This window comes from Methanobrevibacter sp., from assembly GCF_045603845.1.
Taxonomy (GTDB): Archaea; Methanobacteriota; Methanobacteria; order Methanobacteriales; family Methanobacteriaceae; genus Methanocatella.
On record NZ_JAZUMY010000049.1, the window covers coordinates 1 to 23,434 of the forward strand.

Annotated in this window: 10 protein-coding genes; 5 read left to right on the forward strand and 5 right to left on the reverse strand. The window is 34.5% G+C overall.

What is annotated here, in order from left to right; genetic code table 11:
• A partial coding sequence (locus ACKI2W_RS04180; protein WP_407379544.1) for a hypothetical protein occupies nt 1-4,573 on the forward strand: 4,573 nt, incomplete at its 5' end.
• A gap of 270 nt (nt 4,574-4,843) precedes the next feature.
• Complete coding sequence (locus ACKI2W_RS04185) at nt 4,844-5,275, forward strand: hypothetical protein (protein ID WP_407379546.1); 432 nt, start codon at nt 4,844-4,846, stop codon at nt 5,273-5,275.
• Nucleotides 5,276-5,302: 27 nt separating this feature from the next.
• On the opposite strand, the gene ACKI2W_RS04190 is transcribed toward ACKI2W_RS04185, so the two are convergent.
• Entirely contained in the window at nt 5,303-5,893 is a 591-nt protein-coding gene (locus ACKI2W_RS04190) for a ZPR1 zinc finger domain-containing protein (protein WP_407379548.1), read from the reverse strand.
• On the reverse strand, nt 5,886-6,830 hold the full coding sequence (locus tag ACKI2W_RS04195) for a 3H domain-containing protein (RefSeq protein ID WP_407379550.1): 945 nt from the start codon (nt 6,828-6,830) through the stop codon (nt 5,886-5,888). Before ACKI2W_RS04195 ends, ACKI2W_RS04190 begins: the two co-directional genes overlap by 8 nt.
• A gap of 211 nt (nt 6,831-7,041) precedes the next feature.
• On the opposite strand from ACKI2W_RS04195, the gene ACKI2W_RS04200 reads away from it, so the two are divergent.
• Both ACKI2W_RS04200 and ACKI2W_RS04205 read left to right on the forward strand, forming a co-directional pair.
• Nucleotides 7,042-8,091 (forward strand): DUF1611 domain-containing protein, encoded by a 1,050-nt coding sequence (locus ACKI2W_RS04200; protein WP_407379552.1) that lies wholly within the window; start codon nt 7,042-7,044, stop codon nt 8,089-8,091.
• Nucleotides 8,092-8,095: 4 nt separating this feature from the next.
• A complete protein-coding gene (locus tag ACKI2W_RS04205; RefSeq protein ID WP_407379554.1) occupies nt 8,096-8,551 on the forward strand; it encodes a cell division protein SepF in 456 nt (151 codons plus the stop codon).
• Nucleotides 8,552-9,025: 474 nt separating this feature from the next.
• On the opposite strand, the gene ACKI2W_RS04210 is transcribed toward ACKI2W_RS04205, so the two are convergent.
• A complete protein-coding gene (locus ACKI2W_RS04210) occupies nt 9,026-9,967 on the reverse strand; it encodes a bile acid:sodium symporter family protein (protein WP_407379556.1) in 942 nt (313 codons plus the stop codon).
• A gap of 213 nt (nt 9,968-10,180) precedes the next feature.
• Between ACKI2W_RS04210 and ACKI2W_RS04215 the strand changes: the two genes are divergently transcribed.
• On the forward strand, nt 10,181-11,488 hold the full coding sequence (locus ACKI2W_RS04215; protein ID WP_407379558.1) for a prephenate dehydrogenase: 1,308 nt from the start codon (nt 10,181-10,183) through the stop codon (nt 11,486-11,488).
• Nucleotides 11,489-11,557: 69 nt separating this feature from the next.
• Here the strand turns inward: ACKI2W_RS04215 and ACKI2W_RS04220 are convergent, their stop codons facing one another.
• Both ACKI2W_RS04220 and ACKI2W_RS04225 read right to left on the reverse strand, forming a co-directional pair.
• Nucleotides 11,558-11,977 carry a hypothetical protein gene (locus tag ACKI2W_RS04220; protein ID WP_407379560.1) on the reverse strand — a complete coding sequence of 140 codons (420 nt, stop codon included), beginning with the start codon at nt 11,975-11,977 and terminating at the stop codon, nt 11,558-11,560.
• 408 nt (nt 11,978-12,385) lie between these two features.
• Nucleotides 12,386-23,425, reverse strand: coding sequence for an Ig-like domain repeat protein (locus ACKI2W_RS04225; protein WP_407379562.1), 11,040 nt, complete (start codon nt 23,423-23,425; stop codon nt 12,386-12,388).
• Between the last annotated feature and the right edge of the window lie 9 nt (nt 23,426-23,434).

Genomic DNA, 23,434 nt, shown 5'->3' on the forward strand with positions numbered 1-23,434 from the left:
TTGGAATATTGGCAGTTTGGCTAGTGGGGATTCCTGTGTTTTAACTTTTGTTACTAAAGTTTCCAAAACTGGTACTATTGTTAATGTTGCTGATGTTTCCGGTAATGAGCATGATTATAATCCGGATAATAACAGAGCATCCAAATCTATTAGCGTTCCTAAAGCTGCTGATTTGGTGGTTAATAAGGTTGTTAATAATTCTAGCCCGAATTATGGTGATTTGGTTAAATGGACAGTTACCGTTAAAAACAATGGTCCTGATGTAGTATATAATGTAATTTTAACAGATATGTTGCCTTCTGGTTTAATTATAAAAAGTTACACAGGTAATTTGATTAATGGAAAATGGATAATCGAATCATTGAATGTTGGCCATTCAAAAACTTTCGAAATAGTAACTCTAGTAAATAAGACCGGTTCATTTGTCAATAATGTTTCTGTAGTTGGTGATCAGTATGATTATGACTTATCCAATAACAATGATTCAGAAGTTATTGGTGTAGCTAATGCTGCTGATTTGATTGTTTTAAAGTCTGTTAATAATTCTAGCCCGAATTATGGTGATCTGGTTAAATGGACAATTACTGTTAGAAACGATGGTCCTGATGCTGCTAGTGGTGTTAGGGTTAGTGATGTTTTGCCTGCTGGTTTGCTTTACCAGTCTTATGTTGCTTCTGTTGGCAGTTTTGCTGATGGTGTCTGGTCTGTTGGCCGTTTGGCTAATGGTGCTTCTGAGACAATATCTATTGTAACTAAAGTTGGAAAGACTGGCACTATTGTTAATGTTGCCGATGTTTCCGGTAATGAGCATGACCATAATCCTGCCAATAACAGGGCTTCCAAGTCTATTGTTGTTCATAATGCTGCTGATTTGGAAATGAAAAAGGTTGTTAATAATTCCGCTCCGAATTATAATGATTTGGTTAAATGGACTTTGACTGTGACAAATAATGGTCCGGATGTTGCAACTAATGTTGTTGTTGATGATGTCATGCCTGCCGGTTTGGTTATTGTCAGCTCACCTAATAGTTATAGCTCTGGAAAATGGACTGTCGGAACTTTAAATGTCGGTAGGTCAGCAAGTATTGAAATTGTCACTCTCGTAAACGTCACTGGCTCTATCAGGAATTCTGCCAGTGTAAAAGGTGATGAATATGACCATGATCCATCTAACAATGATGCAGATTCATTAATTAATGTTGCTAAAGCTGTTGATTTGGTTGTTTTAAAGTCTGTTAATAATTCTAGCCCGAATTATAATGATTTGGTTAAATGGACAATTACTGTTAGAAATGATGGCCCTGATGCTGCTAGTGGTGTTAGGGTTAGTGATGTTTTGCCTGCTGGTTTGCTTTACCAGTCTTATGTTGCTTCTGTTGGCAGTTTTGCTGATGGTGTTTGGGCTGTTGGCCGTTTGACTAATGGTGCTTCTGAAACATTAACTATTGTGACTGGGGTAAATAAAACAGGCGCTATCGATAATATCGTTAATGTTATAGGTAATGAATATGATTATAAACCCGGTAATAACAGGGCTTCTAAGTCTATTGTTGTTCCTGCTGCTGCTGATTTGGTAGTTAATAAGGTTGTTAATAATTCTAGCCCGAATTATGGTGATTTGGTTAAATGGACAATTACTGTTAAAAATAATGGTCCTGATGTAGCATATAATGTAGTTTTAACAGATGTGTTGCCTTCTGGTTTAATTATAAAAAGTTACACAGGTAATTTGATTAATGGAAAATGGATAATCGAATCATTGAATGTTGATCATTCAAAAACTTTCGAAATAGTAACTTTAGTAAATAAGACAGGTTCATTTGTCAATAACGTTTCTGCCGTTTGTGATCAGTATGACCATGATTTATCCAATAACAATGATTCAGAAGTTATTGATGTGGCTAAGGCTGCTGATTTGGTTGTTTTAAAGTCTGTTAATAATTCTTCTCCGAATTATAATGATTTGGTTAAATGGACTGTAACTGTTAGGAATGATGGTCCTGATGCTGCGACTAATGTTGTTGTTGGTGATGTTTTGCCTGAAGGTTTAGTTTATCGCTCTTATGTTGCTTCTGTTGGCAGTTTTGCTGATGGTGTTTGGGCTGTTGGCAGTTTGGCTAATGGTGCTAGTGAAACATTAACTGTTGTGACTGGGGTAAATAAAACAGGTTCTATAGATAATGTAGTTAATGTCACTGGCAGTGAATATGACCATAATCCTGGTAATAACAGGGCTTCTAAGTCTATTGTTGTTCCTGCTGCTGCTGATTTGGTAGTTTCCAAGTCTGTTAATAATTCCGCTCCGAATTATGGTGATTTGGTTAAATGGACATTGACTGTGACAAATAATGGTCCTGATATTGCGACTAATGTTGTTGTTGATGATGTTATGCCTGCTGGTCTGGTTATTGTCAGCTCACCTAATAGTTATAGCTCTGGAAAATGGACTGTCGGAACTTTAAATGTTGGAAGCTCAGCAAGTATTGAAATCGTCACTCGCGTAAACGTCACTGGTTCTATCAGGAATTCTGCCAGTGTAAAAGGTGATGAATATGACCATAATCCGTCTAACAATAATGCATCAGAAATTATTGATGTGGCTAAAGCTGCTGATTTGGAAGTCAGTAAGGCTGTTAATGTTTCAGCTCCTAACTATCATGATCTGGTTAAATGGACAATTACTGTTAGAAATAACGGTCCGGATAACGCATCTGGAGTTTTCGTCAATGATGTCCTGCCTGAAGGCTTGATTATAAAAAGTGCTGATGGAAACTATTCCAACGGTAAATGGTATGTGGGTTCTTTAAATGCATTTTCATCAAAAACACTGGAAATCATAACTTTCGTTAATAAAACCGGTTTGTTGACCAATAAAGTAAATGTATCCTGTGATGAATATGATTATGATGAATCTAACAATGATGCCAGCTCATCAATAACGGTTCCAAATTCTGCAGATTTGGAGATTGTAAAACTGGTAAATAATCAGAATCCAAATTATGCGGATGAAATGAAATGGGTTATAATTGTCAACAATAACGGTCCGGATAAAGCAAGCAATGTTAAAGTAAATGAAGTATTGTCCGAGGCTTTTGAATTGATAAGCGCTACACCAAACAAAGGTCATTATATTAATGATATTTGGTTTATTGGTGATTTGGATGCTGGTGAAAGAGTTACTTTAGAAATACTAACTAAAGTCATTAAAACAGGCAATTTCACTAATGTAGTTAATGTCACCGGTGATGAATATGATTATGATTCATCCAATAATGATGCTAATAAGTCATTTGCCGTTAATCCGTCAGCCGATTTGGAAATTTCTAAAATGGTAAATAACACATCTCCTAATTATAATGATCTGGTTAAATGGACAATTACTGTTAGAAATAACGGTCCGGATAAAGCTAATGAAATAGATATCCTGGACATGTTGCCTGATGGCCTTGAATTTGTCAGTTATAATGCTAGTAAAGGATTTTATTCAGACGGTCAGTGGAAATTCTGCTGTCTTGAGGTAGGTGAAGTTCAGAATTTAGAAATAACAACTAGAGTAAAAGCTGTTGGTGAAATTAAAAATATTGCAACTGCAACTGCAAAAGAATATGATTTCAATCCAAACAACAATATGGGTGAATCATCAGTTAATGTGGATTTATCCAGTGATTTGCAAATAACGAAACTTGTCAACCAGTCTGAGTTTAACTATAAGGATTTAGTTAAATGGACGTTAATTGTTAGGAATAATGGTCCTAGTGATGCAACACGTGTGGTAGTTATGGATTCATTGCCTGAAGGATTAACCTTCATCAGTGCACAAGGCGATGGAAGTTATTCATCAACTGGAACATGGTATGTTGGAAATCTAGATTCACAAAAAACCAAAGAACTAACAATTATATGTAGTGTCGATAAAACTGGTGAATTTACAAATGCCGCTACGGTTAAAGGAGATCAGTATGATTATAATCCGGACAATAACAGGGATGAAAAATCAATCACGGTTAAACCTGCGGCTGATTTGTCAATTACAAAGACAGTTTCTAAAGCGCAATATGAAGTTGGTGATTTAATCACATATTCTATTGAAATCACAAATAATGGTCCAGATACTGCCAAAAACATTAATGTTAATGAGATTATGGATGCATCTCTTGAATTCAAATCAGCATTTGCCGCTTCAGGGGATTATGATGATGTCAATCATTCATGGCATATAAAATCATTGGCTAATGGTGAAAAGACTTCATTGAATATTAATGCTATTGCTACAAAAGATGGTTTATTCAGCAATATGGTTTCTGCTGGTGCTGATACATTTGATCATGATTTAACTAATAATTATGTTGAATGTGTTGTGGAAATTATCAAAAATCTTATTGCTCCCGATAATTCTTTTGTTCCAAGCATATATTCTAATTTGAAGGATAATGAAATTGTACAGGACACTTTAAATAATGTTGCAATGGCAGGTATCGAAATGAAAGAAACTGGAATTCCTATGGGGTTATTAATAGTTATTTCATTGATTTCACTTGCATTATGTGGTTCGAATATTTCAAAGAAAAGATAGTTTAAAGTAGCATTTATGCTACTTATTTTTATTTTTTTTAAACGATTTTTCAAAATTTTTCAAGTATCAAAATTATTAATTTTCTAGTCAATTATTTTACTACTTCTATCTGTAACTATTTGAATTATTATTCATATATGTAAAATAATGAAAACCTTTATATAAAACTTTTAATAAATATAATAAATGGTATTGATGTAATAATAAGTTTTTTGTAAACTTGATTATTTTTGCACAATATTGTTAATTGAAAATAATGGATGTATTATTATGTCAGAAGAAGAAAATTTTGAACAAATGGAAGAACCTATCGATGAAGATGAAGAAAAATTACCTTTCGCTAAAGCTGAAGTTGTTCGTTTAATGAAAGAAAATCTTGATGACGACAAAATGATTAGGGAAAGAGTAAAAGTTGAAATGAACAAATTCTTAGGTGAAGTTTTAAAAAATGTATGTAAACAATTAAATGAATATCCTTACACTACAATTGAATACGAAATGCTTAAGGAATCAACTTACCCATACACCAACATTGAAAGAATCAATCAGGAAAAAGAAAGAATCTTATTACATTTAGAAGCTATTAAAGCAGATTGTAATGCTTTAGCTATGGATGTACAAAAAACCTTAAAATTAAAAGATGTTGTAGAAGAAGACTCATTCGCAAGTTTCTCTGCAACCGAAGAAGAGGAAGAAGAATAATTCTCTTCCATTTACTTATTTTTTTAATTATCTGTCCTCAATATGTGAAAAACCTGTTTTAAGTTCTTTTAACTCGTTTTCAGGTATTTCAGATATGATGACGTCATCGCTGACAATATTGCTTTGACCGAAAGGATCATCAATTATTAACGTTGCGGTGCCGTTGCCTTTAATCAATTCCTGAATTTCGGCCAGTGTGTTTTTGGCATTTTTTTGTGATTCGGCATCTTCAAATAACTGCAGGGCTTTTTTCACAGCACTTTCAAATCTTGTCAGTATCCCTTCCACATTTGTTACATATCCTTCTGATTTTGGACCCGGCTCAACTTTAACTCCTATTTCGGGTATTGTAACTGTCGCGGACTGTGAACGTACAACCCTGACGGATAGGGTTTCTTTTGAAATTTCTAATGTGTATTTTGCAGGATCGTTCTGCTCAAGAGATATTACGTCGCTATGTTTGAAACCACATTTTTCACATTGTATTGTAGTTTCAAGAACTTTCCCAAAGTGAGGAATCTCAATCTCTTTCATTATGGATGTTGCAATTCCTTCAACAGCACATGCGGGACATTTGATTACCATTTCATTAATTTCAGTTGTTTCTTCTTCACTCATTGTATACAAATCCTTTATCTGATAATTCGTTTTCTATTCTTTCTATTGTCTCATTGTTGGCGGCGCATATTAAAAATTCCCTGTATTTTGAAAGGTTATACAGATTTTTCAAATCCTCCTTTACATTAGGATTTTTTTCAATATTGTCAATGAATCTCTTTGCAGAATCATAATCGGAAACTTTAACGTCCCTTACCAGAGGGTCTTTAAATCCTTTTAGGCTGTATGTTATCTTTTCTATTTTTCCATTGTTCTGATTTATGATAATGTCAATTACCTCTTTGAGCTCTTCAACATTATTTGTTAATTTTATATTGGTGCATGACTTATTGATAATTGTCAATATCTGCTCTATGCTTTTTTCAATGCTTTCGGTTTTTATAATTGGAACGTTATTTATTTCTGCTTTATGTAAAAGATGGTTGTGTATTATTCTGTTTTCAGTAAAGAAATCAAGCTGTTTCCCGCCTCTGTGTATTTGTATTGCTCTTTTTACAAAACGTTCTTTATGGGATTCCTCATCAGAGCTCAATACAAAGAAATATATTTCTGCAAAATCACTAAACTGTTCGATATCAATCAGTCCTGGAACCAGATGCACGCCTTCAATGATTATGTCGTCATAATCGGTAATGGCTCTTTGAATAATCTTTTCAAGGCCTGGAATTACATATGATGCGTGTTCATCAAATCCTGCTGAAACCAAATCTTCGTAGCTTTCGTAATTTGCGCTGTTTCTTAAGTTTTTATATGCATCGTATGATGAGCTATGCAATGCTGGAGCGTATTCTTTTCCAATAATTCCTCTAACAACAGCTCTAATAAAGTCGCTTTCAATTAAATGCTTTATATTTAATTGTTTAGCTAATTCTGATGCGATTGTTGATTTTCCAATCCCTGATGCACTTCCAATTAATATAACATAAGGCTTTCTCATGTTTTTGCAACTCCAACTGTCTTTTTTAATAATTTATATTTGTCATGTTAAAAAGATTTTTCTATTCAAAACATATATTTTAATATTAGAAACTATAATAATTATAATTATTATATAATATTTTTGAAACTATTTTTTTAAATAAAAATTTTTCAATTATATTTAATGTTTATAGAGATGTTATAAATTATAAGTTATAGGAGAGATAGTTTTGTATTCAGTAGATTCAGTAAAGGAAATTCAAGATTTAAATCCGTTCATTGTAGTTGGATGCGGTGGAGGAGGAGAGAAATTCTCCAATCTTGAAGGTGTTGAAGCAGTTGGTTTCATTGATGATGATGAAAGAAAGCAGGGAAAACAGTTTTGCGGTCATATTATTGCCGACAGTTTAGAGAAATGCTTGTTGGACACTGACGCAAAATCTATCGTTATCATGTTGCCGATTGGTGCTGAAGGAACTGCTCTTAAATACGCTGTTCAGGCTATTGATGCGGGATTGAATGTTGTGACTTCATTCAGGTCATTATCTATTGAAGAAAATCCTTCATTAGCCAAATTTGCTGAAGCTAAAAATGTTGTTATTAAGGAAATCAGTCCAAGATTGGATGTTGTTGAAAAATTTGCGGGTGTAGCACCGGAAAAATCCTGTGAAATATTGCCTAAGATTTCTTATACTCCAAAAGCTCCTGTTGTTTTTGTCGGAGGAACTTCCCAGGAATGCGGTAAAAGAACAACTTCTAAAAAATTAGGAATTGCTGCTATGGAACGTGGATTAACTCCAGCAATCATATCTACTGATGAAATGGGTCTTGAAGAACCTACTGATTTTAATTTCAGGGCAGGCAGTTTATCTGCCATGGATGTTCCTGCAGCTATTTTAGCAGCCATTAAATATGTTGAGGCTGAAAAAAATCCGGATATCATTTTCATTGAAGGTCAGTCCAGTTTAACCGAAAAAGGAAATCCTCATCCAAGAGGTTTGTCCGCAGCCATTTTAATCGGAGCTGCTCCTGATGCTGTTATTGTCGGACACAGACCAAATCATCCTTACAGAGAACCTAGGGGTATTGAAGAGGAAATCAAAGCTATTGAATCTCTTGAACCAACTAAAGTTGTTGGATTATCTATTAATTTAAAAAATGCTGAATTGGATGTCGATATTGAATACTTCGAGTCCAAATATGATTTGCCTGTTGAAGATGTTTATAACAATGGGGCTTCAAAATTATTAGATGCTATTTTTGATTATTTGGAGGAGTAGAAAAATGAATTTAATGGATACTATTAAAAAAAGTTTAGGTTTTGAGATTGATGAGAATAGGTCAGTGAACAGGGGAAATGCTTCAAATCCTGCTTCTTCCAGGGCTCGTCCAAGACAAAATCCTAATTTTGGAGGTAATCCCACCAGTCCTAGACCAAGATACGATGATATTGAACCTATCATCCCGGAACAGTCATTTTATGAAATTGTTTTGATCAGACCTAAAACTATTGATGATATTAACTATATTGTGGATCAGGTTCTTGAAGAGAAAAATCCTGTTATTTTGGATTTGTCTTTCCTTGAGAATGAAAGTCCCGCTAACTTTAAACTAGCTGGAGAAAAGATTAAGCAAATGAGAGCTCGTTATGGTGCTCAAGCTTTACTGCTTTCACGTACAAGTGAAAAAAATCTAATTATTCTTTCTCCTAAGAAAGTTAAATTACTAAATAAAAGTTAATCGGATAATGCTGTTGCATTATTCTTAAATCTTATTTTTTCAAAATTTAGGTATACCTAAAAAAATAGAAACATTTATATACTACTTTTAACTACATTATAATTAGTGATGTAAAATTTAGGCAAACCTAAAAAACACATTGCTTTACATTATTAGTCAATAATAATACAATCTCCAAAATTAAATTTGTTGAATTAGTTTTCTCACAATTTTCTAATTCAATGGATGGAAAATTATCTGCCAAAGTTTTCCAAAAAACAAAGGTGTTTAAAAAGCTATTAAACACCATTATTATCTCTTTTTTATATATTAAATAATTTTAAGCATTTTTTTAATTTTCATCACTTCTTTTCTTACCAGTTCATGTATTGTTTTTGGAACAGACACGATTCTGAAGATAAACATGGCCGATAAAAGTATTGTCGTCCAATTTTAGTTCAATATAAAGATTACTAAAAAAATAAAGGATTATCTTTAGGATTGGTATTTTCTGAATGCATAGGCAAGAATAGATCCTGCAAAATTCTGCCAGACAGAATAAATCGCTCCCGGAACAGTTGCCTGAGATAAGTTTGGAAAATGAGTCTTTGCAAGGCTGGTTGACAAACCTGAATTTTGAAATGCAATTTCAATAGCTACTGTAATTATCTGTTTTTTGTCCATTCCTGCAAGGTGGCCAATTCCAAATCCAATTAACATTGCAAGGATATATTGTAGGATAATGACAATGAGTATTATGGTGGATGAAGTTAAAATAGCCTGTTTATTAGCTCCAATCACTCCTGCAACTATTAAACAAATTACAATTGATGAAACGGTAGGCAAATAATCTTTTAATTTTTCACAGAAATTAGGGAATTTGTAATTCAGGACTAAACCTAACATAATTGGAACAATAACTATTTGAACAATTGAAATGAACATGTCAACAGGATTGAAATGAATCTGATTGCCGATTAACAATAATGTGATTACTGGAGTCAATAATGGTGAAATCACAGTGGAAACTGCAGTTAATGAAACGGACAATGCCACATCTCCATTTGCAATGAAAGTTATGACGTCAGATGCGGTTCCTCCAGGAACAGTTCCAACAAGAATAAGTCCTGCTGTCAAAGCGGTATCAAGAGAAAATGCACTTGCAAGGGTAAATGCCAAAAGAGGCATTATTATATATTGTGCTGAAATTCCAACCGTAATTGCCTTGGGATTTCTGAAAACATTAACGAAGTCGTCCAATTTCAATGTGGTTCCCATTGTAAAAAGAACAATGCTTAAAAGTAAATTGATAATGTTTATACCATTATATTCACTTAAAACCCATTTGAATGAATTTGGATAAACTAAAGAAATAGCTACCGCCAATAATATCACTATAAAAAAATATTTTTCGATAAATTCAAAAATCCCTTTCATATGTTAATTTTTGATTTTAAATGTTAAAAATGTATTGATTTAAATTAATTAATAATTCTCTTGTCACTGGAAGTTTCATAATCATTCTTTACTCTTAATTTCACATAAATCACAATAAAAAATTAATTTGGATTTGACAAAGAAAAGATTTCCTAGGTTTCCAGCCCAAAATTAAAATAGAATATAAACAAATAAAATAATTAGTGGTAGAATATGACTGATAAATCAAACATGACAATTATCGGAGGCACAAGAGGCCTTGGCAGATGGATGGCAGAACACCTGAAAAATGATTTCAATATCACAATAACAAGCCGTGATTCAATATCAGGAAAAGAAATAGCCGAAGAACTTAATGTAGATTATAACAACGACAATATCGATGCGGTTAAAGATGCAGACATCATACTATTTTGCGTTCCCATTGAATTTATGGCAGATACAATTAAAGAGGTGGCACCCCATGCACATGAAGGGTCACTGCTGATGGATGTTGCAAGCATTAAAAAGGAAGCTGCAGAAGCTTTAGACAAATATGCTCCCGAAAATGTGGAAATTTTGCCCTGTCATCCAATGTTTGGACCACGGGTTCCCACACTCGAAAGACAGATTATCGTACTTACACCAATCAAGAACAGATTAGACAAATGGATTGGCCGTGTGAAAGAGTATCTGACTAAATCAAATTGTGAAATTGTTATGACAACTCCTTCAGAACATGACAAATACATGAGTATCGTTCAGGGACTTACCCATTTTTCATTTATCGCGTTGGCTTCAACAATCAGGAAACTGAATATGAATGTTAAAGAGTCCAGAAACTTTTCAAGTCCTGTCTACAGTTTGATGCTTGATATGGTAAGTCGAATAGTTTTTCAAAATCCGCATCTTTACTATTCAATACAAAAGAACAATGATGAAACAGGAAACGCAAGAAAAGCATTGATAAATGAAAGCATATATCTGTCCAATCTGATTGAACAGGGTGCTGAGGAAGACTTTGTAAAAAGTATTGTTGAATCAGCACAGCATTTGGATGAACGTGAAGAAGCCCTAATCCGTTCAGATAAGGCAATAAGCATGACAACACAAAAGGCAAGCATTCTGACAAAATCAATCGGCAAGGAGATTGGATTGAGACAATTATATTCTCAGGAAACTTATGTTGGAACCGTGAAAAAAGTTACCGCAAAAAGTACTATAATAAATACGGGTGATGAAGAACTCACACTCAACATTTCCCATATTGACATAATGTCTGAAAGTGAACTTTACGAATGGAAGAAAAACAACCTCAAACTGGAACATGTCGATTTAAGCGTAATTCTCCCTTCTGAGTGTAAAGAAAAATATTTAATACAAATGTTTGAAAACATTGGCCCCGTAATCGATGCGGAAATAACAAATATCACCACCAATGATTCAAAATCAATCTACACATTCCATTTCACTCTATTTGATAAAAAAGACAAAGCATATGTTGAAGAATATATAAAAGGAATTGGTGGCAGGATATACTAATACATTAAATCATAGAAAAAACAGGTGATTGTTATCAGAATTAACAGTAATGACAATATAATAGCTTAATTAAGCTATTATAAAGTCGCCAATGACATTTTTATCATTGGATGCAATCATAACTATACATTTATCTTTTGAATAAACGAAAACATAGTCATTGTCATCAAATTCCATGAAACCGCCTACATCATTAATGGTAGTTTCATTAGAAAGATTGCCTAAAATATCCTCTGCACCTGAAGAACTGTAATTATAAACAAATATTCCCACTTCAGTGTTATCTTTAACGTAGACTTTTCCATCAAAGTCATATCCTTCATCTATGTATCCTTCAATCATATTGAAAGTATTTTTAGAATCTTCTTTATAACCTGCAGGAATATTAAAATCTATTCCTCCTATTTTCACTGTTTGATCTCCACTACCAAAAATATCTCCTAAATCAAAAGCAGATACTGCACTTATACTTGTTACAACTATAAACAAGGTTAATAAAGTAAATATTTTTTTGTTCATATTTTACCTCCTATACTTATTTTAATAGTTAATATTAAATAAAAATTTCCAGAACGAACGTTTTGTTTTTATTAAATATTTTAAAAAAGGTATATGTTTGAATGATATTTTAGGAAGCGATATCACAGGAATTTTATCAAAAACAGCCATACAAGAATTATCTGAAAACTAAAAATATTATAATATAAATCATCCAACATTTCAATGCATTTTAATGAAATGGTGTGTTAATAAAACATCAAAATAATGACAAATTAATAAGAATAATTAATTGATCTTTAAGGATAATTGATTGTTGATTGAAAAAAAGTTAACTTGAATTATGTTATCTACATGAAAAAATAAAAAAAGTGAGAAGTTGTTTAAAACTTCTCTTACCTAAGCGGTTACAGTTACATGGTTAGCAGCTATTGCATAGCCGTAAGTTGATGTAATTATGTATTCGCCAGGCAGTAAATTAATGTTTAATTTTGCAATACCGTCACCATTGGTGTATCTGTTGTAGAATACTCCGTTGATGTTGAATTTGATTTGTTGCTCTTTGTAAGGGTTTCCTTGACCGTCAACTAATTTTGCTTCAAATGCACCTGTTTCACCGAATTTTTTGGTGAAATCACTTGCAGTTAAAACAGGAATTACAGTAACGTTGTGTGCAACTTTACATCCTTTGTATTCGGCAGTGATTATGTATTTGCCTGGGTCCAAGTTGATGTTGAGTTTAACGTGTCCTGTAGCGTTTGTTGTACGGTTGTAGAATACACCGTTGATGTTGTAGGTAATGACTTCACCTGCTTTAGCAGGGTTACCTTCATCATCCAATACTTTCAATACGTATTGTGTGTCGTTGCGGAAGTATTTAACAAGATCATAATCTTCAACAAATCTGGACAATACCGTAATGTTGTTGGTTTTAACCTCGCCGGTAGCAGGGTTGGTTAAAGTAATTGTGTAATTACCAGCAATCAAGTTGATAGCAATTGAAGCTGAACCGTTAGCATTGGTAGTTCTTGTGTAAACCACACCATTTACATCAAATGTTACATTTGCGTTAGCTAATGGATTGCCGTTTTCATCAAGGAAAGTGGCGGCAAATCTTTGAGGAGCCTTTTCGACTTTAGTCAAGTCTTCGGAAATGATAGTTTCCTCAGGAGCAGGAACCTCAATAGTCTCGGTTGCATTTGCAGGTGCATATTTCTTATCACCAGTGTAGGTAACTCTTACAGTGTGATTACCTGGAGCTAATTGCGGTAATTTGAATGTAGTAGTGCTGTTTTCAACAGGAACATAATATCCAGTACCGTCAACGTCAACCAACATGTAACCTGTAGCGTCTTCAGGCAATTCCATTATGACTGTGTCTTCAGAAACGGTTACGTTAGCTTTAGGATCTACATCGGTTTCGTTTTTAGAAGCAGGAGGAACAGTCACAGCAACAGTAACATTGGCCGGAGCATAGGTTTCATCACCGGAGTAAGTTACAACAGCTTCATAGGTTCCTTCATCCAATCCGATAACTTCAACAGTAGCCTGACCATTTTCAACATCAGCATAGTAAACAATACCGTTAACATCAACTAAAACATTACCGGTAGCGTTTTCAGCTACAGTTACTGTAATAGTAGTGTTTTTAGCATCTGCAGTTAAGTTAGCATCTTCTGGAATGACTTCTGGAATTTCTACAGTTGTGTTGGCCATATCTGGTGCATATTTATTGTCACCGGAGTAAAGAACTTCAACAGTGTAGTTTCCAGGAGCTAAATCACTTATATCCAATTCGATTTCGTCATCAGCATCGAAATAATAGTTTTTACCATCAACACTTATGATTACATAACCTTCTGCATCTTCAGGCAATTCCACACTAACAATGTTGTCGTTTACATTAATTGTAATGTTTGCATCTTCTGGAAGTGCTATTTCAAAGTCTTCAGATGTAATGTTGGTGTTGAATACTGAATCACCCATATATGTTGCGGATACAGTGTAGTTTCCAGGTTCCATGTCGTTAATAAACATTCCTGCATAACCGTCTTCAATATCCATGTATGCGGTATATTCTTCACCGGTTTCTTTGTTGATTATATAGAATTTAACCAATCCTGTTGCGGATTCATTCAAATCAACATCAAACATAGCATTGTTTTCATCAACTATAACGTTGAGGTCAATGGTAGTGTTTTGTTTTGAAACTTCTGTTATGGTAAATGTCACAGCTGTATTGTTCATATTGAAGTCATCATCACCAAGGTAAGTTACATCTACATAGTAACTGTTTGGTACAAGTATGGTTGTTAGTGTTGCTATACCATCCTCTACTTCAATATTAGCAACAGTTCCGCCAACGGTTAGTTTTACAAATCCTGTAGCTTCTTCATCAACAGCCACAATTATTGTAACTCTGTTTCCAATCACATCAGCATATGCTATGATAGGAGTATCCTTTTTAATGTGGCCTTTGATAGTGAAATCTCCATAGGTAATGTTGGTATTAAACCTGCTGTCTCCCATATAGGTTGCAATTACATTGTAATCACCAACTACAAGGACGTCCTCAAGGATAGCTTTTCCGTTAATTACATCAGAGTATACCACATATTCTTCTTCGCCTGTTACTTGGAATTTGACAAGGCCGGTTGCAGTTTCATCAACAGTAATAGTCATTCCAACATAGTTTTCATCAGTAACGATATCCAAGGAGATTGGAGTGTTTTCTTTTTCAGGTTCTACAACTGTGAATTCACATTTGGTGGAGTTCTTGTTGTAGTTTTCATCACCTAAATAAGTTATATCTAGGCTGTAACTTCCATAAGGTAATGTAGTTGTTAATGTGCCTTTACCATTTTCCAATCCAATATTAAATACTCCACCACTAAATTTGACTTCTACAAATCCTGTAGCGTTTTCATCAACTTTAACTGTTAATGTGACTCTGTTTCCATTAGCAACAACATCTGCTGTGATTGGAGTATCTTTCATTATATGCCCTATGATTTCAACGTCTTGGGATGTAGTGTTGGTGTTGAATACTGAATCGCCCATGTATGTTGCAACTATTGTGTAGTTTCCAGGTTCAATGTTGTTGGTATATGTTTCTACATGACCGTCTACAACATCCATGTACATGGTATATTCTTCACCTGTTTCTTCCCAGACCATATAGAGTTTAACAAGTCCTGTTGTGGCTTCATCCAAATCAACCATAATCAAGGCAGCGTCTTCACCAACTAGGACATTAAGATCAATAGGAGTATTCAACTTGGAAACTTCTGTTATGGTAAATGTCACTTTAGTGTTGTTCATATTGTAGTCATCATCACCGAGGTAAGTTACATCTACATAGTAACTGTTTGGTGCTAATGTGGTTGTTAGTGTTGCGACACCGTCCACTACTTCAATATTGGTAACAGTACTGCCGATGCTTAGTTTTACAAATCCGGTAGCTTCATCATCAACGTTAACAGTTAATGTGACTCTGTTTCCAATCACATCAGCACGAGCATTAATAGTAGTATTCTTCTTAATGTGGCCTTTGATAGTGAAATCACCATAGGTAATGTTGGTATTAAACCTGCTGTCTCCCATATAGGTTGCAATTACATTGTAATCACCAGTTAAAAGAACCTCATCAACAAGCGCTTTACCGTTAATCACATCCACATAGAGTGTAAATTCTTCTGAACCAGTTACTTGGAATTTAACAAGACCAGTAGCAGCATCATCAACAGTAACAGTCATCCACACCTCATCTTCATAAGTCACAATATCCATGGAAATTGGAGTGTTTTCCTTTTCAGGCTCTACAAGTGTGAATTCGAGTTTAGTGGAGTTCTTATTGAAGTTCTCATCACCAAGATAAGTAATATCTAAGCTGTAGCTTCCATAAGGCAATGAAGTTGTCAATGTTCCAACTCCATCTTTTAACGCAATGTTAAATACATTATCTCCAAATTTGAGTTCAACAAATCCGGTAGCGTTTTCATTAACTTTAGCGGTTAATGTGACTCTGTTTCCATTAGCAACAACATCTGCTGTGATTGGAGTATCTTTCATTATATGTCCGAGGATTTCGACGTCTTGGGATGTAGTGTTGGTGTTGAATACTGAATCGCCCATGTATGTTGCAACAACAGAATAGTTTCCAGGTAAAAGACTGTTAGTTAATGTTTCTACATGACCATTTATAACATCCATGTATGCAGTAATGTTTTCGCCTGTTTCTTTCCAAACCATATAGAGTTTAACCAATCCAGTTGCAGCTTTATCCAAATCAACCGTAATCAAGATAAATTCTTCACCGGCTGTAACGTTAAGATCAATAGGAGTATCTTTCTTGGAAGCTTCGGTTACAGTAAATGTCACTTTGGTCTTGTTCATGTTGTAGTTATTATCACCAAGGTAAGTTACATCTACATAGTAACTGTTTGGCACTAAGGAAGTTGTCAGTTTTGCGACACCGTTGACTACTTCAATATTAGTAACAGTACTGCCAATGGCCAGTTTTACAAAACCAGTAGCATTATCATCAACATTCACAGTTAAAGTAACCCTGTTTCCAATCACATCAGCATATGCTGTGATTGGGGTGTCTTTCTTAATGTGGCCTTTGATGGTGAAATCATCATAGGTAATGTTGGTATTAAACCTGCTGTCTCCCATATAGGTTGCAATTACATTGTAATCACCAGTTAAAAGAACCTCTTCAACAACTGCTTCACCGTTAATTACGTCTACATAGAGTGTGAATTCTTCTTCTCCGGTTACTTGGAATTTGACAAGGCCGGTTGCAGCTTCATCAACAGTAACGGTCATTAACACATCGTTTTCATAAGTCACAATATCCAATGAGATTGGAGTGTTTTCCTTAGCAGGCTCTACAACTGTGAAATCACATATGGTGGAGTTCATATTGTAGTTCTCATCACCTAAATAAGTAATATCTAAGCTGTAGCTTCCGTAAGGTAGGGAAGTTGTTAATGTTCCGATTCCGTCTTTTAACGCAATGTTAAATACATTCTCTCCAAATTTGACTTCTACAAATCCTGTAGCATTTTCATTAACTTTGGCGGTTAATGTGACTCTGTTTCCATTAGCAACAACATCTGCTGTGATTGGAGTATCTTTCATTATATGTCCGAGGATTTCAACGTCTTGGGATGTAGTGTTGGTGTTGAATACTGAATCGCCCATGTATGTTGCAACTATTGTGTAGTTTCCAGGTTCAATGCTGTTGGTATATGTTTCTACATGACCATCAATAACATCCATGTACATGGTATATTCTTCATCGGTTTCTTTCCAGAGCATATAGAGTTTAACCAATCCGGTTGCAGCTTTATTCAAATCAACCTCAATCAGAGCAGCGTCTTCACCAGCTATAATGTCAAGATCAATATTGGTATTCTTCTTGGAAACTTCTGTTATGGTAAATGTCACTTTGGTGCTGTTCATATTGTAGTCGTCATCACCGAGGTATGTTACATCTACATAGTAACTGTTTGGCACTAAGGAAGTTGTCAGTGTTGCGACACCGTCCACTACTTCAATATTGGTAACAGTACTGCCGATGCTTAGTTTTACAAATCCTGTAGCGTTTTCATCAACTTTAACTGTTAATGTGACTCTGTTTCCAATCACGTCAGCATGAGCATTAATGGTAGTGTTCTTCTTAATGTGGCCTTTGATAGTGAAATCACCATAGGTAATGTTGGTGTTAAACCTGTCATCTCCCATATATGTTGCAATTACTGAGTAATCGCCGACTGTAAGAACATCTTCAAGAATGGCTTTTCCGTTAATTACATCAGAGTATACTACATATTCTTCTTCGCCTGTTACTTGGAATTTGACAAGACCTGTTGCAGCATCACTAACGGTAACTGTCATTCCCACATAGTTTTCATCAGTAATGATATCCAATGAGATAGGAGAGTTTTCTTTTTCAGGTTCTACAAGTGTGAATTCAGCTTTTGTTGAGTTTTCATTGTAGTTTTCATCACCTAAATAAGTAATATCTAAGCTGTAACTTCCGTAAGGCAATACAGTTGTCAATGTTCCTTCACCGCTCTCCAATTCAATATTGGCTACAGTACTTCCAACAGATATCCTTACAAATCCGGTTGCGTTTTCATTAACTTTAACAGTTAATGTAACCCTATTTGCACTGGTTGCAACTGTTACATCGATTGGAGTATCTTTCATTATATGTCCGAGGATTTCGACGTCTTGGGATGTAGTGTTGGTGTTGAATACTGAATCGCCCATGTATGTTGCAACTATTGTGTAGTTTCCAGGTTCAATGCTGTTGGTAAATGTTTCAACATGGCCGTCTACAACATCCATGTACATAGTGTATTCTTCACCGGTTTCTTTAGATACCATATAGAGTTTAACCAGTCCGGTTGCGGTTTCATTTAAATCAACCTCAATCAGAGCAGTGTCTTCACCAGCTATAACATTAAGATCAATAGTGGTATTTTCCTTGGAAATTTCTGTTACAGTAAATGTTACCATAGTATTGTTCATATTGAAGTCATCATCACCAAGGTAAGTAACATCAATAATGTAACTGTTTGGCAGTAAATTAGTTGTTAGTGTTGCGACACCATCCACTACTTCAATATTAGCCACAGTACCTCCAACGGTTAGTTTCACAAATCCAGTAGCGTTTTCATCAACATTAACAGTCAATGTAACTCTGTATCCATTCACTTCAGCTTGAGCATCAATAGTAGTGTTCTTCTTAATGTGGCCTTTGATTGTGAAATCCGCATAAGTGATGTTAGTGTTGAACCTGTCATTACCCATATAGGTTGCGATAACTGTGTAATCACCAGTCTCAAGAACATCTTCAAGAACAGCTACACCATTAATAATATCAGAGTATACCACATATTCTTCCGGACCGGTTACCTGGAATTTGATAAGGCCGGTAGCAGCATCATTAACAGTAACGGTCATTGTCACATTGTTTTCATCAGTTACAACATCCAATGAGATTGTAGTGTTATATTTATTTGCTATGTTAAATGTTGTAGTATTCTGTGCACTGTAGTTTCCGTCAGCGATTGTTACAGATACTAAAATATTATTGCCTGCAGCCAAACCGTCAATTGTTGTGTTTCCTTTACCATTAACAACATTTACGGTATAGTTTTGACCATATATCTCTACGATGTATTCGCCATCAATTTCACCATTAACTTGAACAACAGCATTCTCACCGAATACAATATCTTCAACATTAACGGCTACTGAAACTGATTTAATAGCTACATCAAATACTGTTTCATTAAATCCTGCATAATTACCGTCAACAACAGTAACGTTAGCAGCATAACTTCCAGCACTCAAATTAGGAACAGATGCATTTCCAACACCATTTTTAACATTAATGACCATAGGTTCAGTTCCTACATTAACAAGATAGTCACCATCAACATTACTTTCAACGGTAACAGTGGCATTTTCGCCGTAGGTTATATTGGATACAGTAATGTTCACGTTTACTAATTCCCTGACAAATATTGAACCAGAATTAACTCTAGAACTATTAGCGTAATAAGAATCACCTTCAAAAGTACCTGTGACGATATATGTTCCGCCATCCAAATTAGGAACAATAAGATCTTCCAGACAGGATTGAGTGATATTGTAAACCAGATTTACATTCCTATCATATACTCTGTATGTAATGTTTCCGTATGCATTGATCGGAACTGATACATTAATGGTTGCGTTTTCACCTTCAATAATCAAATCGTTTGACAAATTGAAGAATCCAACAGCCTTATTAACTGTTAAAGTAGCGTATGCATATGCTTCAGCATAATTGTCACTTTCAAATACATAAACAGTGATTTCATAACTGCTCGGTTCGTAGTCTAAACCGTTGAATGTGAATATTGCACTATTTTCAACATATAATGAAACTGATTCATCGTATCCGTTGTCTAAAAATACTGTGTAATAATCAGCAACATCAACAGTCACATTAATTTTAATCTCATCACCATAGCTAACTGCAACATCATTTACTGTTATGTTTGGAGCTACTTTGTTAACCTTCACATTAACCATTTCACTAGCAGGAATGTAGTTTTTATCTCCTCTGTAGACAGCAGTAACTAAATAATTACCCGGGTTTAATGTGAGATTTTCAAGTTGAGCCTTACTGTAGACATTACCGTTCAATTCATAGACAACATTACCCTTAGCATTCTTAGCAATAGTTGAAGTAACATTTAATTTTTCACCTTGAGTAATATCATCTATTGAAACGCTCAATCCAGGATCTATACGGCTTACAGTGAATACTTTGGTTATTTTATCAAATACAAAAGTGTTTGAATTAGCATCTTTTGGATTTAATACCACAGTATAGTCTCCACCATTAAGAATGCCTGCATTGTAGGTGAACTTATTATCAGTTACATTGACTGAATAGCTATTGGAGTTAATGTCCAAGTTAACGGTAAATATGAGGTTTGTACCGATGTCAATAGTTCCTTCAATTGTTTCATTTTGACCATAGTCAATATCATGAACAGTGAAATCAACGTTTAGAGCATCGAATACTGAATTGGAAACATCCACAGGAGAATCACTAAAAATGTTTCTATATCCGGTTCCCTTATTGTTTGCAAACACACTGCCGTTGACAATTGCATTCACACCTGATGCAATGTATAATGCACCATTACCTAAGATTGTGTTGTCTGAAAATGTAGATTCAAGAACGGAGAGATTATTGTCCTGACTTAAAACAACATTATTAACAGCATTGTCTGTGAATACGCATCCGGAAATAGTATTTTGAGTGTTGCCTCCGGAGTGGATTATGCAATCAATAGTATTGCCTGTGAATATGGAATTATCAACATATAGGTTGGTATTTTCATATGCGCCAATAACATTTCCACTTTGAGTGTTATTGTAAAACTCAGAACTAATGACAACATCTGTACAGTTAACGGCACAAATAATACTGCATTCATCTGATAATATCTTGTTTTCGGCAAAAACGCTTGATATGATTTTTACTGAATTTGCAGTATCAATTAAAATGAGGTCTTTATTAAGTAGGGTATTGTTCTCAAATGTTGATTCTTTAACTATGAGATTGGATTTGGGTTCACTAAATATGATACTTCCATTGAATGTATTGTCATAAAATTCTGAGTCAACAATAGTCAAATCTCCAAAATTATGTATAATGGATCGGCTAGCAGCAGTATTATTGGTAAGGATACAACCATCAAGAGTCAAATTACCATCATTGTAAATAAACATCAGATTATTTTTAGAGTTAAATCCAACGATTACAACACCACATATAGTAACATCAGCGGATTTTTTAACATCCAAAAAGTAAGAATAAGGATTTGCCTGGAAAACAACATCTCCAAGTGCAATTATAGATAATTTCTTACCGTAAATATTCAACCCTACATTATCATAGCCGGAATAGGTTCCTTCCCTTACATAAATGACATCATCATTTGAAGAAGCTGCGATGGCTTCACGTAATGTATCATATTTACCGCCAGTACTGTTGACAATAAAATTGCCTTCATATTCTGTGACTTTGAATGTGGTTGTGTTTACAGCATCGTTATGGTTTTCATCACCTTCACGAGCAGCAAATACAGTGTAATTTCCTTCACCGACTGCATCCAATGTTAATGTGGCCTGACCGCCAGTAATATTGACTTCTAAAATCTTATTGTTGAAAACAATAGTCAATAATCCGTCTTTACTTGCATTGATTTTTAAAACCGGTGTAGCTTGATCTGTATTTCTAAGGACAATATCATCTACAGTCAGATTGATGTAGACATTCGCCTTATTTATGACAAGCCTGTCAGTTATTGCTTCACCATAATAGATGTTACCGTAGACATCATAAATGACTTCATTTAATACAACATCATAAATGCCTTTTGGCAGGATATCTGTAGTATATTCAAATACACCTTCTGAAATAGTAACTAATGCATCTTTTTTATTGACAAAACCAGGCAATACTAATTGAAGATCCATGTTGAATTCAGGGTTAAGTGTACCGGTAATTGTTGTTGGAATGCCGTATTCGCCATCAGGCACAACCAATATCACATCATAGAAATCAAATATGTTTTCGCCAAATTGAATATCGCCTGCATTGTAAATGTTAGCATACTCTTCAGCAAAGTTAATTCCGAATAGTGATTTTGCAAGTTCCAGAGATTTGTTGTTGTAGATTGCTCCACCTCTGCCGGTTGCGGTATTTCCAACGAATGTGGAATTATCAATAATCATTACATTATTGTTATAAATGGCACCACCGTCAAATTCACTGGATGATCCGGTAAATGTTGAATTAAATATGCTTGCTTCATTTCCATTGTAAATTGCTCCACCATATCCGTTTGCAGTGTTGTCTTCAAAAGTGGAGTTTAAGACTGTTAATGTTCCTGTACTGTAAATTGCACCACCGTCAATACCTTCATTTTCTGTGAAAACAGTGTCGTTGACAATTAATGACTTGGCGTTATAGATTGCACCACCATTTGCGAAATTATAGTTTTCTGTGAAATTAGCGGAGATGATTTCTGCAGCTCCATTGTTGTATACAACAGAACTTATATTGACAATATTGCTTGAAAATTCAACTGTATCGATGACTAAATCCTTTTCATTCCAAACAACAGCATTATTAACAAAGTTAAGTGAAAATGTACTGTTTAATATATTTAACAAACCTGAATTGTATATAATGGCACTTGTTTCAAAGCTTTCAAATGTACAGTTCCTAATTATTAAAGTACCGTAATTTTCAATGCTTGCATGAGTTTTTACGACTCCATCAGTGAAGTATATACCATCAAATACAACAGTGCATCCTTCAGCTATTGTAAAGAACCATTGTGTACTGTTTCCGTCGAAAATAACTCCGTCATCTCTGAAATTTTTAAGGGTAAATGATTTGTTGATATTAATTTCCATATTGTCTTCATAATAATAATTCACATTTGCATAGATAACACCATTTTCCGCAACGGCATCAATAGCATCGGTTAAGTTTTCATATACTTCATCTTCGGATATGATGAAATTCGGAACTCTCATTTCAAATTTGACATTAAAGATATATGTATTAAAGTCATGGTTGTTCATTACACCTACTGTATAGTTTCCGCCCATAACATCCTCAAAAGTGATACTGAAATCGCGTGAACCGTTGTTGTTAATAGTATATAAAGGTGCCTGACCGAAGTACAGTAAGACCACTGAATCGAAGGCATCATTATATGTACCATTTACATAGACGGCTTGATTGATTTTATCTATAGTTAAATTGTATATTTCCCCATTAGCATTAAATTTACAATATTGATAAGTTATTTCATCAACATTTGCACCAGCAAAGTAATTCCTCACTTTCTCATC